The following is a 13,557-nucleotide window of genomic DNA, read 5'->3' as shown; positions in this document are numbered from 1 at the left end:
ACGTTTGTATTGTATCGTGTCCCCCATGCGCAGAACACGGTACGCCGCGATCCTCTGGATCCTCGGGGCGCTCGCCTTTCCCGCCCAGCTGCTGGCCTCCCTGCGGTGGCCCGCCCCCTACTCCTGGTCCGGCCACCTCATCAGCGACCTCGGCACGACGACCTGCGGGATCATCGACGCGGGATCGCGGGCGGAGCGGTACGTGTGCTCTCCCTGGCACGCCCTGGCCAACGGCGCCACCATCGCCAACGGGGCCCTGCTCGCCGCGGGGGCCCTGCTGCTGTGGAACGCATGGCCGCGCCGGACCCCCGGCCGGTGGGCCTCCGCACTGCTGGGCGCCGGCGGACTGCTGGTCGTGGGGGTGGGGCTCGTTCCCTGGGACGCGGACCCGGAGCTGCACGCGGCGTTCGCCTTGTCGCAGGCCCCGGCCCAGTGGGCCGGCATGGCGCTGGTCGCCGCCAGCTGGCGGACCGGCCGCACGCCGGGGATCCCCGCGCTCACCTGCGCCGCGCTCGCGGTCTCGGTGGCCGGGTTCGCGCTGTTCGTGGACGCCGTGGGCGGCGGCCCGTCGCTGGCCCTGGGGCTGGGTCTGGCGGAACGGATCGCGTTCGACACGCTCACCCTGTGGAGCGCGGCGGTCGGCTGTCTCCTGCTGCGCCGGCACCGCGGACCCGAGATCCCCGAACCGGTTCCGGCGAACGCGCGTGCCGCCACCAACGGGGGCCGATGACCCCGTCGGGGCCCGTCCGGGACACCGCGCCAACGGATCCGGTGAAGGACGGGCGTGCCGCGCCGCGGGCGGGGGCCCGCCATGGAACGCTGGCTCCATGAGCGAACCACGCATCGGCGCCGCCGACCGGATCCACGCGATCGCGTCCGCGAGCCCCGTGCCCGGCATCCGTCTGGTCGGCGTCGACGGACCCGCCGGAGCGGGAAAATCCACGCTCGCGCGCGAACTCTCCACCCGGTTCGGATGGCCCGTGGTGGAAATCGACGACTTTTTCTCCTGGACCGGCTTTCACAGCTGGTGGCCCCGGTTCCAGTCCCAGGTCATCACCCCGCTGCTTGCCGGGCAGGACATCCGCTACCAGGTCCGCGACTGGACCGGCGACGAGTTCGGGGACGGCCTGGCCGGCTGGAAGGAACTGTCGTGGAGCCCGACCGTCGTCCTCGAAGGCGTCGGATCGACCCGATCGGCCGTCGCGGCAGCCCTGGCCTGCCGCGTGTGGGTCGACGCCCCCGCCGCGGAACGCCTCGAGCGCGGGATCGCGCGGGACGGCGAGTCCCACCGCGAACTCTGGGAGAGCTACACCCTCCGCGAGCGCGACTTCCACGCGACCGACCGCACCAGGGAACGCGCCGACCTCCACATCGACAGCGGCACCCGCCAGCCATACCGGCCGGAGAGGTTGGCCGAGTGACTCACCCGCCAGGACCGTGCACCGTCCTGGCGTTCGCCGGGGGTTCTCCGACCTCGTGGACGGTATGGCCACCACAAGCCGCCTTGGTGACGCCGGCGCGCTCGATGCGCGACACGGTGAACCACCGCATTGCGTTGCGCAGCCGGCACCACCCCACCAGGTACCACTGGCCGTTCGTGGAGGCGAACAGCACCGGCTCGACGTCGCGGGTGGTCGTCGTCCCATCCCTCGACGTGTAGCGAAGGCGGATCACTCGCTGCTCGGCCATCGCCTCCTCCAGTGCCGACCTGATGGCGCGCGACGAGGAGGGAACCGCGGTGACCCAGACACGGCCGGCCAGCTCGTTGGCTCGTGCCCGGGTTCTGGGATCGAGGACGTCCAGGATCTTCCGGATCCCGGCCGCCGCCAGATCGGCGTAGGGGGCATCGGGCGCAGCGGACACGGCCGCCATGAGAGCCACGGCCTGCGCCGGGGACAGGCTGACAGGCGGCAGGGACGCGCCTGAAGCCAATCCGTAGCCACCGCCCGGACCCGGGCGCGACCATACGGGCGCACCGCTGTTCTCCAACGCAGCGAGGTCCCTCTTGACCGTGCGCACGGACACGCCGAACTCTGCCGCCAGACGCTCGGCGGAGCAACCCCGTGACCCGCTGCGGCGCAGCATCTCGGACAGGGCGTGGAGCCGTTCCGCCCGCTTCACCGTTCAACCCGCATCGAATTCATGACACGAATAGTGACATACCCTTGTCCGTGGTGCCTGCGAGGGTGGTGGCATGACAACCACTACGAGCAGTCCGACCATCATTCTCATCGCCGGCCACTGGCTGGGCGCTTGGGCGTGGGATGAAGTCCTTGAACACCTGACCACCGACCGCTCTGATGTGATCGCGATGACGCTGCCCGGTCTCGACGGGGACGATCCCAGCCGTGCGGCGAAGACCCTCGACGATCAGGCCGCGGCGGTCCTGGACGTCTTCGTCCGGTTCGGGGTCTCCGAGGACCGGCCCGCGACCATCGTCGCGCACAGCGGGGCGAACGCCCCCGTCAGCCTCGTCCTTGACCGGCGCCCCGAGCTTGTCCATCGGGTGGTGTGGGTCGACTCCGGCCCGGTGGCGCCGGGAAGCGTCTTCGCCCCGGACCTCCCGGAGGGGGTGGACGAGCTTCCGCTGCCCTCCCTCGACGCCCTCGCGCAGCAGGCGAGCCTCGAAGGCCTCAGCGCAAAGGTCCTCGAGCGTTTTCGGGACCGGGCCGTCCCCGAGCCCGGCCCCGTGCTCCGTCAGCCCGTCGAGCTCACCAACGATGCCCGCCGCAGGGTCCGGACCACCCTGGTGTGCTGCTCGATCCCGAGCGCGCAGGTGCTGGAGCTGGCGCGCGCCGGCCATGCCGTGTTCGCCGAAGTCGCGAACATCGAACACCTCGACGTCATCGACCTCCCGACGGGGCATTGGCCCATGTGGAGCCGTCCCCGCGACTTGGCCCGGGCGATTCAGTCAGCGGCTTCTCGAACCAGCTGAACCGCACGTACAACCTGAAAGGGGCCAGCCGAATCCGGCTGGCCCCTTCCGCCTCCGGGGGAATTCACGTCACACCCGAACGCTGCCCTCACACCACGCCACCGGCTGAAGGTCGCCCGCCTCGTCGTCGATGGCGGCTGGCCGAGCAGTTCGGCCCAAACCGGGAGTTCTCGCACTCAACGCAACTCCCGGGGTTTCGACGCCGATGGCGGCGCAAACGGCGGTCGCTCGGACGCGAACCTCTCCACCTGCGTCCGGACTTCGAGTCGCATCCACGTTCGTGGATTTCCCCGGTGAAACATCCCTGACCCTCGCCCGCTGGGGAACCCCCGTTGCGACGTGCGGGTCGTGCTCAGCGGAAGGCGGAGTGCCCGGTCAGCCGCTGTCCCAGGATAAGGGTGTGCACCTCGTCGGTGCCCTCGTAGGTGCGCACCGATTCCAAGTTGTTGGCGTGGCGCAGCGGCGAATGCTCGAGGGTGATCCCGTTGCCGCCGAGCATCGTGCGCGCCTCCCGGCAAACGTCGATCGCGATCCGGCAGTTATTGAGCTTGCCCACCGAGATCATGTGGTTCTCCAGGCGGCCCTCATCCTTGAGCCGCCCGATCCGCAGCGCCAGCAGCTGCCCCTTCTGGATCTCCAGGGCCATGTTCACCAGCTTCGCCTGCGAGAGCTGGTAGGCCGCGAGAGGCCTGTCGAACTGGATGCGCTGCTGCGAGTAAGCCAACGCGGCGTCGAAACTATCCCGGGCGGCGCCCAGGGCGCCCCAGATGATCCCGTAGCGCGCCTCGTTGAGGCACGAGAACGGGCCCCGCAGGCCCGGGTTGTTCGGCAGGATGGCGTCGGCCGGCAGCCGCACGTCCTTGAGGAGAATGTCGCACTGGATGGAGGCGCGCATGGACAGCTTCGGTTCGATCGGCGTGGCGGTGAATCCGGGGGTGTCCGTGGGCACCAGGAAACCGCGGACCCGCTCCTGCCCACTCTCGTCGACGGCCTTGGCCCAGATCACGGCCACATGGGCGATCGAGGCGAGACCGATCCAGCGTTTGGCGCCGTTAAGGATCCACCCCTCGCCGTCGCGCACCGCGGTGGTGGCCATGGTCGAAGGGTCCGAACCGGCGGTGGGCTCGGTGAGGCCGAAGCACCCGATGATCTCGCCGGCGGCCATGCCGGGCAGCCAGCGATGCTTCTGCTCCTCGGAGCCGTGCTTGGCGATCGCGGACATCGCCAGCGAGCCCTGCACGGAGACGAACGTGCGCAATCCGGAATCCCCGGCCTCGAGTTCCTGCATCGCGATGCCGTACTGCACCGCGGACTTCCCTGCGCACCCGTAGCCCTGGATGTGCATGCCGAGCAGTCCGAGCTGCGCCATCTCGGGCACGATCTCCTGCGGAAAGACGGCATCGGCGAACCACCCAGCGATGTTCGGGCGGATCCGCCGGTCCACGAACTCGCGGACCGTGTCCCTGGTATCGAGCTCCTCGGCGCTGAGATCTTCATCGACGCAGAGCAGGTCGGTCGCGGCGGCGTTCATGGGTCCTCCTGGGGATCGGGGTGCTCGGATGCCTCAGACAAGGATGGCCCACGGGCGCCACTCGCAACACGGATGCCGGGATAAATGATCCATAGGTATAAATGGGGGCCATATTAGGTATTTGCTCTTTCAAAGTGGTCATGAAAACGTGATGTGCACTACATCCACGAAGTTCGGAGAGCTCCTGTGCCCGATCCATTCCCCACCACCTTGAACGCCCCGCCCCAGGTGCGCGTCGTGCGCACTGGCGCCGTGACCGTCGTGACCTTGGACGATGAGCACCGCCGCAACGTGCTCGGCTCCGAGCTGCGGAATCGGCTGCGCGCGGTTCTGGCGGAGCTCTCGGCGGACCCCGAGACGGGGGCCGTGGTGCTCACGGGCGCGGGGAATTGCTTCAGCGCCGGAGGGGACCTCTCATCGATGCCGCCGGCGAACGAGGCCGAGGGTGCCGCTCGGATGAGCGAGGTGGCCGGACTCGTGCAACAGTTGGCGTCCCTGAACAAGCCGGTGGTGGCTGCGGTGGCCGGACCCGCGGCCGGGGTGGCCGCCGGGTTGGTGTGCGTCTGCGACGTCGTGGTGGTGGGCGAGGGTGCCCGGTTCCTCTTCCCCTTCACCCGCCTCGGGCTGGTCCCCGACGGGGGCCTGGTGCACTCGCTGGCCCAACGCGTGGGTCCCGCCCGGGCCCGGAGGATCCTCCTCGAGGCCGCCCCGGTGGACGCAAGGACGGCCTTGGCCGCAGGCCTGGCCGACCGCGTGGTGGCGGACCCGGAGGTGCTGTCCGCCGCGATCGCTTGCGCGCAGGAGCTCGCCGAGCGGGCGCCACTGGCCGTGGCGGCCGTGAAACGGGGCCTGCGCGAGGCCTCCGGCTCCTTGGCGGAGGCTCTTGCCTTCGAGCGGGAACGCCAGCCCACGCTCTTCGGGACCGCCGACTTCCTGGAGGGCAAACAGGCCTTCCACGAACGGCGCACTCCCTCCTTCTCCGGGTGCTGACGCGCCACCCACTGCACATCGAAAGGTCATCATGAGGACAACGAAGTCACGGATTGCCGCCCTGGGCGCCGCCGCGGTGCTGGGCCTCACCGGCTGCGGCGCCGCCAGCGGGGACGAGCCGGCGGGCCCGAACGGCCTGCCGCAGCAACTGGTGTGGTCCACCTACAACGTCGGCACCGGCACCTACAACGATCTCGCCGCCATCGCGAACACCCTCACCAGTCAGGAGGGGGTACAGCTGCGGCTGATGACCGCCGACACCGGCATCGGCCGGCTGGCGCCGCTCGTGAACGGCACCGCGGACTACTCGCGGGCCGGCGACGAGTACTACTACGCCTTCGAGGGCGACTACGAGTACGCCAGCAAGGAGTGGGGTCCCCAGGACATCCGCATGGTGTGGGCGCCGCCGGGCAACTACGGCCTGCTGGTGCGCGCGGACAGCGGCATCGACTCCTTCGAAGACCTCAAGGGCAAGCGGTTCCCCGAGCTGACCGCCAACACATCCATCAACAACAAGATGGAAGGCTTCCTCAACTACGGCGGCCTGACCGGGGACGACGTCCAGAAGGTCCCCATCTCGTACGGCGAGCAGATCGCCGGTCTCGAGACGGGCCAGATCGACGCCATGTACCAGAACGTGGTCGGCTCCAACATCGACCAGCTCGCGGCCACCACGGATGTCAAGTGGCTGGGCTTCGACGATCCGGATCCGGCCCGCTACGAGACCTGGGACGAGCTCATGCCCATGGTTACGGTCGGCGAGGTCACGGACGTCGCCGGCGTCGAGGAAGGCGAAAGTGCCCGCGTCCTGGAGTACACGATTCCGCTCACCACACTGGGTTCCCGCGACGCGGACGAGGTGTACCACCTCGTCAAGGCGATGGTCGAGAACTACGAGCACTATGAGGGCACCACCCCGGACACCAAGCAGTTCGATTTCGACGCCGTGCTCAAGGAGCCGCTGGTGGTCCCCTTCCACGAGGGCACCGTCCGCTACTTCGAGGAGCGCGGCGTGTGGAACGAGGAACTCGAGCGGAAGAACGACGCGCTTGTCGAGCGCGGCGAGCGGCTGCGCGAGGCCTGGCCCGGGGTCGTCGGTTCCTCCCCCGCGGGGGAGCTCGAGCGGAACTGGACGGACTGGAAGACCACCGAACTAAACATCGAGGGGACCGACGATGAGAACTGAGACCCGCGTGACACCGTTCTGGCGGGCGGTGGTCATCGCATTGACCGTCCTGGGCGTGCTGCTGGCCATGAACCAGGTCTTCTTCTGGAACGTCGGCGGAGTGTCCCTGCTGACCAACTCCTACCTCTACCTCATCCTGGCGGTGTTCCTGCCGGTCGTGTTCATCGTCAATCCCCTGCGCAAGATCCCGCTGGCGCAGCAGGTGGAGGCCCAGCAGGAACACGGCCCGGACGACGGCACCGGTGACGCCCCGGTCCGAGAGCGCCGGGTCCGGTGGTTCGACGTCCTGCTCATGGTCGCCGCGGCGGTCGTGTGCGGGTACCTCGCGGTCAACGGGACCCGGATCAAGGAGTACGGCTGGGAGTACATGGCGCCCACCACCGCCACATTCGCCGCGTTCGCGCTATGGCTCGTGGTGCTCGAGGCCCTGCGCCGCACCGGCGGACTGACGGTCACCGTGATCGCCCTGCTGTTCTCCCTGTACCCGCTGGTCGCCGAGAACCTGCCGATCGGTGTCCTGCAGGGCGTCACCTACGACCTCCCGACCCTGGCGCAGGTGCACATCATGGGCGCCGAGGGCGTTCTGGGACTGCCCATCCAGACCGCGGCGACCATCCTGATCGGCTTCCTGGTCTTCGGGGTGGCCCTGCAGCACACGGGCGGCGCGGACTTCTTCCACAACCTCTCCATGTCGGTCTTCGGCAGGTACCGCGGCGGCGCGGCGAAGGTGTCCGTGGCCAGCAGCGCCGCGATGGGCATGATGAGCGGAAGCGCCGTCTCCAACGTCCTGACCACCGGGCCCATGACCATCCCGGCCATGAAGCGCTCCGGGTTCAGCCCCACCTACGCGGGAGGCATCGAGGCCACGGCGTCCTCCGGCGGTTCCATCACCCCGCCGATCATGGGCACCGCGGCGTTCCTCATGGTCTCCTTCGTGGGCGTGCCATACACGGAGATCCTGGTGGCCGCGACCATCCCCGCGGTCCTCTACTTCCTCGGCATCTACCTGCAGGTGGACGGCTACGCTGCCCGCAAGGGGCTGAAGGGCGTGCCCGTGGACCTGCTGCCCCGAACCCTCTCCACGCTCGTGCAGGGCTGGCCCTACGTCCTGGCCCTGGCCCTGCTGACCGGACTGCTGTTCCTCACGAACTCCGAGACCCAGGTGCCGTACTGGGTCATCCTGGTGCTGCTCGTCGTGGCCGTCCTCCGCCCGGGCCAGAAGTTCGGCCTGCGGGAGTTCACCGACTTCCTCGTGGAGGCCGGCCGGACGCTGGGCAACATCATCGGCATCATCGCCGGCGTCGGCCTGATCGTCGGCGGTCTCACGGCGACGGGCGTGAGCCTGTCACTGGCCCGGGAGCTGGTATCGCTGGTCGGCGACAACGTGGTCCTCATCCTCATCGCCGGCGCCGTGACCTGCTTCATCCTCGGCATGGGCATGACGATTTCCGCGGCCTACGTCTTCCTGGCGATCGTCATGGTCCCGGCGGTCATCGACCTGGGCGTCAACCCGCTCGCGGCGCACCTGTTCGTCATCTACTGGGCCTCCGTCTCCTACATCACCCCACCGGTGGGGCTCGCCGCCTTCGCGGCGGCTGGCCTGGCCAAGGCCCCCGCCATGGCCACCAGCGTGGCGGCCATGAAGCTCGGCGCGGTGAAGTACATCGTCCCGTTCGGCTTCGCCCTCAACCCCGCACTGGTCGCCCAGGACTCACCCGGCCGGATCCTGCTGGCCTTCGCGCTGAGCATCGTGGGCGTCTACGCGCTGGCCTCGGCCATCGAGGGCTGGACGGTCGGCTTCGACCGCCGGATGCCCGCCCTGTTCCGGGTCGCGGCCGGCGTCGGAGGGTTCCTGTTGTTCCTGCCCACACCGCTCACCGCCCTCCTCGGTTTGGCCCTCGTGGCCGGGAGCGTGCTGCTCACCTTCCTCACCGTGAAGACCGGGCCCACCGACGACGACACCCCCGCGGCCCGGGCCGACACCCCCGTCACCGCAACCGCCTGACCGGAAGGACCAGCCATGACGAACACCCCCACGAACGGCGCGGAGCCCATCACCACCACGGTCCAGGACCGGGTCGCCGTCGTCACGGTGAACCGCCCCGAGGTGCGCAACGCCATCAACTATGAGGTCCTGGACGGGATCGAGGCCGCGCTCGACGCGCTCGAGCGGCGGGAGGACATCGGCGCCGTCGTCTTCACGGGCGCGGGCGAAAAGTCCTTCGTGGCCGGCGCGGACATCTCCCAACTCGTCCGATACACGCTGCGGGACGGCCTGCGGGCCCGCATGCAACGGCTCTACGACCGGATCCAGGACCTCGAGGTGCCCACGATCGCCGCCGTCAACGGCGTGGCGCTGGGCGGGGGCAACGAGCTGGCGATGTCCTGCGACATCCGCATCGCCGCCGCCCACGCCCGCTTCGGGCTGCCCGAGACCAACCTCGGCATCCTTCCCGGAGCCGGCGGCACCCAGCGCCTGTCCCGACTCGTGGGCCTGGGCCGGGCCCAGGAGATGATCCTCACCGGCCGAATCATCGACGCGGAAGAAGCCCTGCGCATCGGTTTGGTGACCAGCGTGGTCCCGGCCGAGGAGCTCATGGACACCGTACGCGGAACCGCGCGGACCATCCTCGCCAAAGGTCCGCTGGCCGTGCGGCTGGCCAAGGTGGTGGTGCGCAACGGCGCCGAGACGGATCAGCGCACCGGCCTGCTGCTCGAACGCCTGGCCCAGTCCCTGCTCTACGCCGCCGACGAGAAGGCCGAAGGCGCCAGTGCCTTCCTCGAGAAACGCCCCGCCCGCTTCGGCGCCGACGCCTGAGCCCGGACATCCGGAACAGGAACTTGTCCAAGACACCCCAACCCGAGGCTTCGCGGCCTCCCGAAGGAGCGAACATGAAACCCCGGCCGAACATCGACGCCGTCCGCACCGTCCTCGTCGTGGGGTCCGGTGCCATGGGCACCCAGATCGGGGCCGTCTTCGCCCTGGCCGGCTACGACATCACCACCAGCGACCTCGATCCCGCGGCCCTCGAGCGGTCCCGGGACGAGGCGCGCCGCCGCCTCGTCCGGCTCGCGGAGAAGGGCGCCCGCGGCCGGGAGGAGGTCGACGCCGCCATCGCACGGATGGCGTACACGACCGACTCCCTCGAGGCGGCCCGCTCCGCCGACTTCGTGCTCGAGGCCGCCGTCGAGCGGCTCGACATCAAGCGGGAACTGTTCACCGCCCTCGACGAGGCCGCGCCGGAACACGCCATCCTCGCGACCAACTCCTCGACGATCCCCTCGTCCCTCCTCGCGGACGCGACGGCCCGACCCGACCGGGTGTGCAACATGCACTTCTTCAACCCGGCGCTCGTCATGGCCTGCGTCGAGGTGGTGCGCAATCCGTGGACCTCGGACGCGACCGTGGAGACCGCGATGGAGCTCGCCCGCCGGCTCGGCAAGCAGCCCGTCCGACTCAACCACGAGGTCCCCGGCTTCGTCGCCAACCGACTCCTCGGGGCGCTGCGGGACGAGGCCCTGCGCCTCGAGGCCGACGGCGTGGCGAGCTTTCAGGACATCGACGCAGCCGCGCGGACGGCCCTGGGCCACCCCATGGGACCGTTCGAGCTCATGGACCTCGTCGGCATCGACGTGTCCTACCTGATCCGCCTGTCCGAGCACGAACAGAGCGGAGACCCCTCCGATCTGCCGCACCCGTCCGTGCGGAAGCTCTACGAACAGGGCCGGTACGGGCGCAAGACCGGCCGCGGCTGGTACGAGTACGCAGGCTGAGCGGACCTGCCGCAGCATGCCGAACCACGAGAGGAACCAGACATGAGCCATTCCATGGGTGCAGAGGACCTGCAAGAGATCTTCGGCCAACCCCGTACCGGCCCGCTTGCCGGGGTGGTGGTCGCGGACCTCAGCCGCGTGCTCGCCGGCCCCTACTGCACCATGCTGCTGGCCGACATGGGTGCCACGGTGATCAAGGTGGAGTCCACCGCCGGGGACGACGCCCGCGCGTGGGTTCCGCCCCACCGGGACGGCGAGAGCACGTTCTTCCTCTCCGTCAACCGCAACAAGCACTCGATCGCCCTAGACTTCTCGGACCCGGAGCAGCTCGCGGTCGTGGAGCGGATCATCGCCCGGGCGGACATCCTGGTGGAGAACTTCAAGCCCCGCGGCCTCGTGCGCTACGGCCTCGACTACGACAGCGTCAGCGCTTGGCGCCCGGACCTCGTCTACGCTTCCATCACCGGCTTCGGCACCGCCGGCGGCGCCGACCTGCCCGGCTACGACCTGCTGGCCCAGGCGCTCTCCGGGATGATGAGCCTCACCGGCAGCCAGCACGGCGAGCCGTACCGCGCGGGCGTGGCCCTCTTCGACGTGATCACCGGCCTGCACGCCGCCACCGGCATCCTGGGCGCGTTCCACGAGCGGCAATCCTCCGGGACGGGCCAGCACGTGGAGTTGAACCTGCTGACCTCGGCCCTGTCAGGGTTGGTCAACCAGTCCGCCGCCTACGTCTCCGGCGGCAGCGTCCCCACCCGGATGGGCAACGAGCACCCGAGCCTCTACCCCTACGAGCCCTTCCCCACACGGGACAAGGATCTGGTCATCGCGGTGGGCAACAACGGCCAGTTCGCGCGGCTGTGCCGGTGCCTCGGGGCGCCCGGACTCGCCGCGGACGAACGGTTCAGCACGGTGTCCGCGCGCAACGCCAACCGGGTGGAGCTGCGCCGACTGATGATCGATCGGCTCGCCACCCGGGACGCCGGGGACTGGTTCGAGCGCCTCAAGGCGGTCAAGGTTCCCTGCGCCCCGATCCTGGGCGTGGACGAGGGCGTTCGCTTCGCGGAGGATCTCGGCCTGCACCCGGTGGTCCTGGCCGGGACGGGGGACCGGGAGATCCCCACGGTCCGCCACCCGGTCGACTTCAGCCGGACCCCGGTCGACTACACGCAGGCCCCGCCCCGTCTCGACGGCGACCGGGACAAGGTCATGGCCTGGCTACGCCAGGCCCAGCCTGCCGCCCGGAAGGCATCGTGAGCTCCGTGTTCACCACGGTCCTCCCCGTCCGATGGTCGGACCAGGACATCAACCGCCACGTCAACAACGCCCGCGTCGTCACGCTGCTCGAAGAGGCGCGGCTCGCGGCGATAGCCTCCTGGCTGGGCGACGAGGGCGTCCCGGACCCCGCCCGTCCGCGCGTGGTGGTATCCCTCACGCTCGACTACCTGCGCTCCGTCGACCACGGCCCCGAGCTCACGGCCCGCGTCTGGGTTTCCCGGCTTGGCCGGTCCTCCTACACGGTCGCCTATGAACTCGTCCAGCACGGACAGGTCGCGGTCCGCGCGCGGACGGTGCTCGTGCAGACGGACCAGGCCACGGGCCGGTCCATCCCCCTGCCGGACCACGCACGGGCGACGCTGGAGGGCATCGTCGTACCCGACGAAAGCATCGCCGCGCATCCGGCAACCGTCGGGGACAACCGTGCATGAGTGCCGCACCGCCGGGACGCTCCGGCAACGGTCGAAGGAGGATCGCCTATCGGGCGCTGCTCGGCACCACCGCGCTGGGCACCCTGTCGGCGAACATGATCAACGCGCCGCTGTACGTGATCCAGACGGAACTGGGCATGACGTCCCAGCAGTCGGTCATGGCGGTAAGCGCCTTCACGATCGCCATGGCCACGGTCGTGCCGCTGGCCGGGTGGTCGAGCGACCGCTTCGGAGCCAAGACTCTGCTGGTTTGGGCCCTCGGCGTCATGGTCTTGGCCGAAATAGCGGCGGCTCTGGCCCCCGGGATGGAGACGCTGATCGCCGCCCGCGCCGTGCAGGGCGCCGCATGCAGCGCGATTCCACCGTGCGTGCTAGCCGCCCTGATGGGTTTGCGGCCGGAACGGGTCGCGCAGAACATGGGGGCCTGGGCCGCGGCCATCGGCCTGGGCCAGGCCATCGGTCCGCCGTTCGGCGGGATCGTCACCGAGGTCCTCGGCTGGCGGAACGTCTTTATCACGCACGCGGCACTGGTGCTTGTGATGATGGTGCTGCTCGCGGTTTCCCTGCCAGCTGCCGTCCGGCGGCGCCCGCCCATGCACGTCTCCGCGATGTTCTGGCTCGTGGCCGGGGGCGGATCGATGGCGACCGCCATACTGCTGGCAGGCCAGGGCGGGCCATGGGCGGGCGTGGCGCTGCTGACGACTGGCGCGATGGGCAGCTGGGCACTGTTTGGCCACCTCTGCCGCCAGCGGGCGAGGCGCGCCGCGAAACACGCAGGAACGCCGGGCCCTTTGCTGGATCCCGCGCTTCTGCGCGACCCGGGATTCCTGACGGCCGCAGCCGGCGCCGGCCTGGCCATGGTTTCGTTGGCGGTCTCCATCGTGGCCGTGCCGCTGTTCCTGGCCTCCGAGCTGGATCTCGGGCCGGCGCAGATCGGACTCGTGGTCTTCACCCTCGCCCTGGCCATGATCGTGGCCGGACCGGCGGCCGGGCGAATGGGACGCCTGCGTGGCACCGGCGCGCAGCTGCGCCGCGGCGTCGTGCTGATCGTGGTCGCAGCCCCGGTGGTTTCGGTGGCCATGGCGACGCCCGTCCTGGGTGTGGCCCGCTGGGGTGTCGTGTCCCTGGTGGTGCTGGGTCTCGTGATGGTCGGAACCGGGATCGCCTTCACGCAGAGTGCCGCCGCCACCGGACTCGTCACCTCACCGGCCGGACGCGCCGGAACCGCGGTCGGCATCCACAACATGCTCAGATTCCTCGCGATGGCCGTGGGCTACTCCGCGGTTTCCCTGGCGTACGCGACCGACGCATCCTTGCTGGTCTTCCCCGCCATCTCGCTGACGGGGTTGGCCATGCTCGCCGCACTGAGGGCCAGCCCGGGCCGGCCCCGGCATACCTGACCAGTGCCTCCATCCCGGGTCTCGGGACCCAC

The 13,557-nt window shown here is 69.9% G+C and carries 13 protein-coding genes; 11 read left to right on the top strand and 2 right to left on the bottom strand.

What is annotated here, in order from left to right:
• Positions 1-25 precede the first annotated feature (25 nt).
• Complete coding sequence (locus ACETWP_RS03475) at positions 26-730, top strand: DUF998 domain-containing protein (protein WP_373970804.1); 705 nt, start codon at positions 26-28, stop codon at positions 728-730.
• 97 nt (positions 731-827) lie between these two features.
• Positions 828-1,421: a uridine kinase family protein gene (locus tag ACETWP_RS03470; RefSeq protein WP_373970803.1), complete on the top strand. Its 594-nt coding sequence runs from the start codon at positions 828-830 to the stop codon at positions 1,419-1,421.
• A 1-nt stretch (position 1,422) separates the two neighbouring features.
• Here ACETWP_RS03470 and ACETWP_RS03465 read toward each other — a convergent pair whose 3' ends face one another.
• Positions 1,423-2,121: a helix-turn-helix transcriptional regulator gene (locus ACETWP_RS03465; RefSeq protein WP_373970802.1), complete on the bottom strand. Its 699-nt coding sequence runs from the start codon at positions 2,119-2,121 to the stop codon at positions 1,423-1,425.
• 73 nt (positions 2,122-2,194) lie between these two features.
• Between ACETWP_RS03465 and ACETWP_RS03460 the strand changes: the two genes are divergently transcribed.
• The gene (locus ACETWP_RS03460; protein ID WP_373970801.1) at positions 2,195-2,935 is read left to right on the top strand and encodes an alpha/beta fold hydrolase; all 741 of its coding nucleotides are present in this window, start codon (positions 2,195-2,197) and stop codon (positions 2,933-2,935) included.
• A 352-nt stretch (positions 2,936-3,287) separates the two neighbouring features.
• On the opposite strand, the gene ACETWP_RS03455 is transcribed toward ACETWP_RS03460, so the two are convergent.
• Positions 3,288-4,466 carry an acyl-CoA dehydrogenase family protein gene (locus ACETWP_RS03455; protein ID WP_373970800.1) on the bottom strand — a complete coding sequence of 393 codons (1,179 nt, stop codon included), beginning with the start codon at positions 4,464-4,466 and terminating at the stop codon, positions 3,288-3,290.
• 237 nt (positions 4,467-4,703) lie between these two features.
• Between ACETWP_RS03455 and ACETWP_RS03450 the strand changes: the two genes are divergently transcribed.
• The 8 genes from ACETWP_RS03450 (at position 4,704) to ACETWP_RS03415 (ending at position 13,525) form a co-directional block, all read left to right on the top strand.
• Positions 4,704-5,456, top strand: a complete 753-nt coding sequence (locus ACETWP_RS03450; RefSeq protein WP_373970799.1) for an enoyl-CoA hydratase/isomerase family protein — start codon at positions 4,704-4,706, stop codon at positions 5,454-5,456.
• Positions 5,457-5,487: 31 nt separating this feature from the next.
• Positions 5,488-6,642, top strand: a complete 1,155-nt coding sequence (locus ACETWP_RS03445; RefSeq protein ID WP_373970798.1) for a TAXI family TRAP transporter solute-binding subunit — start codon at positions 5,488-5,490, stop codon at positions 6,640-6,642.
• Entirely contained in the window at positions 6,632-8,647 is a 2,016-nt protein-coding gene (locus ACETWP_RS03440) for a TRAP transporter permease (protein WP_373970797.1), read from the top strand. The genes ACETWP_RS03445 and ACETWP_RS03440 overlap by 11 nt, the downstream gene beginning before the upstream one ends.
• A gap of 15 nt (positions 8,648-8,662) precedes the next feature.
• Entirely contained in the window at positions 8,663-9,460 is a 798-nt protein-coding gene (locus tag ACETWP_RS03435; protein ID WP_373970796.1) for an enoyl-CoA hydratase/isomerase family protein, read from the top strand.
• Positions 9,461-9,534: 74 nt separating this feature from the next.
• Entirely contained in the window at positions 9,535-10,416 is an 882-nt protein-coding gene (locus tag ACETWP_RS03430; protein WP_373970795.1) for a 3-hydroxyacyl-CoA dehydrogenase family protein, read from the top strand.
• 42 nt (positions 10,417-10,458) lie between these two features.
• Complete coding sequence (locus ACETWP_RS03425; RefSeq protein WP_373970794.1) at positions 10,459-11,673, top strand: CaiB/BaiF CoA transferase family protein; 1,215 nt, start codon at positions 10,459-10,461, stop codon at positions 11,671-11,673.
• Positions 11,670-12,125, top strand: coding sequence for an acyl-CoA thioesterase (locus tag ACETWP_RS03420; protein WP_373970793.1), 456 nt, complete (start codon positions 11,670-11,672; stop codon positions 12,123-12,125). Before ACETWP_RS03425 ends, ACETWP_RS03420 begins: the two co-directional genes overlap by 4 nt.
• Positions 12,122-13,525 (top strand): MFS transporter, encoded by a 1,404-nt coding sequence (locus ACETWP_RS03415; RefSeq protein ID WP_373970792.1) that lies wholly within the window; start codon positions 12,122-12,124, stop codon positions 13,523-13,525. The genes ACETWP_RS03420 and ACETWP_RS03415 overlap by 4 nt, the downstream gene beginning before the upstream one ends.
• Positions 13,526-13,557: the final 32 nt, after the last annotated feature.

Origin of the sequence: Arthrobacter halodurans (assembly GCF_041877255.1) — a bacterium.
Classification (GTDB): domain Bacteria; phylum Actinomycetota; class Actinomycetes; order Actinomycetales; family Micrococcaceae; genus Arthrobacter_N; species Arthrobacter_N halodurans.
Note: the sequence above shows the minus strand (reverse complement) of the source record. Positions and strands in the feature narration are given on the sequence as shown.

Excerpts from the sequence above, each read along its gene's own strand:
- ACETWP_RS03475 (WP_373970804.1), top strand. The coding sequence starts at position 26 with ATGCGCAGAACACGGTACGCCGCGATCCTCTGGATCCTCGGGGCGCTC.
- ACETWP_RS03440 (WP_373970797.1), top strand. The coding sequence starts at position 6,632 with ATGAGAACTGAGACCCGCGTGACACCGTTCTGGCGGGCGGTGGTCATC.
- ACETWP_RS03455 (WP_373970800.1), bottom strand. The coding sequence starts at position 4,466 with ATGAACGCCGCCGCGACCGACCTGCTCTGCGTCGATGAAGATCTCAGC.
- ACETWP_RS03430 (WP_373970795.1), top strand. The coding sequence starts at position 9,535 with ATGAAACCCCGGCCGAACATCGACGCCGTCCGCACCGTCCTCGTCGTG.
- ACETWP_RS03415 (WP_373970792.1), top strand. The coding sequence starts at position 12,122 with ATGAGTGCCGCACCGCCGGGACGCTCCGGCAACGGTCGAAGGAGGATC.
- ACETWP_RS03435 (WP_373970796.1), top strand. The coding sequence starts at position 8,663 with ATGACGAACACCCCCACGAACGGCGCGGAGCCCATCACCACCACGGTC.
- ACETWP_RS03470 (WP_373970803.1), top strand. The coding sequence starts at position 828 with ATGAGCGAACCACGCATCGGCGCCGCCGACCGGATCCACGCGATCGCG.
- ACETWP_RS03445 (WP_373970798.1), top strand. The coding sequence starts at position 5,488 with ATGAGGACAACGAAGTCACGGATTGCCGCCCTGGGCGCCGCCGCGGTG.
- ACETWP_RS03460 (WP_373970801.1), top strand. The coding sequence starts at position 2,195 with ATGACAACCACTACGAGCAGTCCGACCATCATTCTCATCGCCGGCCAC.
- ACETWP_RS03425 (WP_373970794.1), top strand. The coding sequence starts at position 10,459 with ATGAGCCATTCCATGGGTGCAGAGGACCTGCAAGAGATCTTCGGCCAA.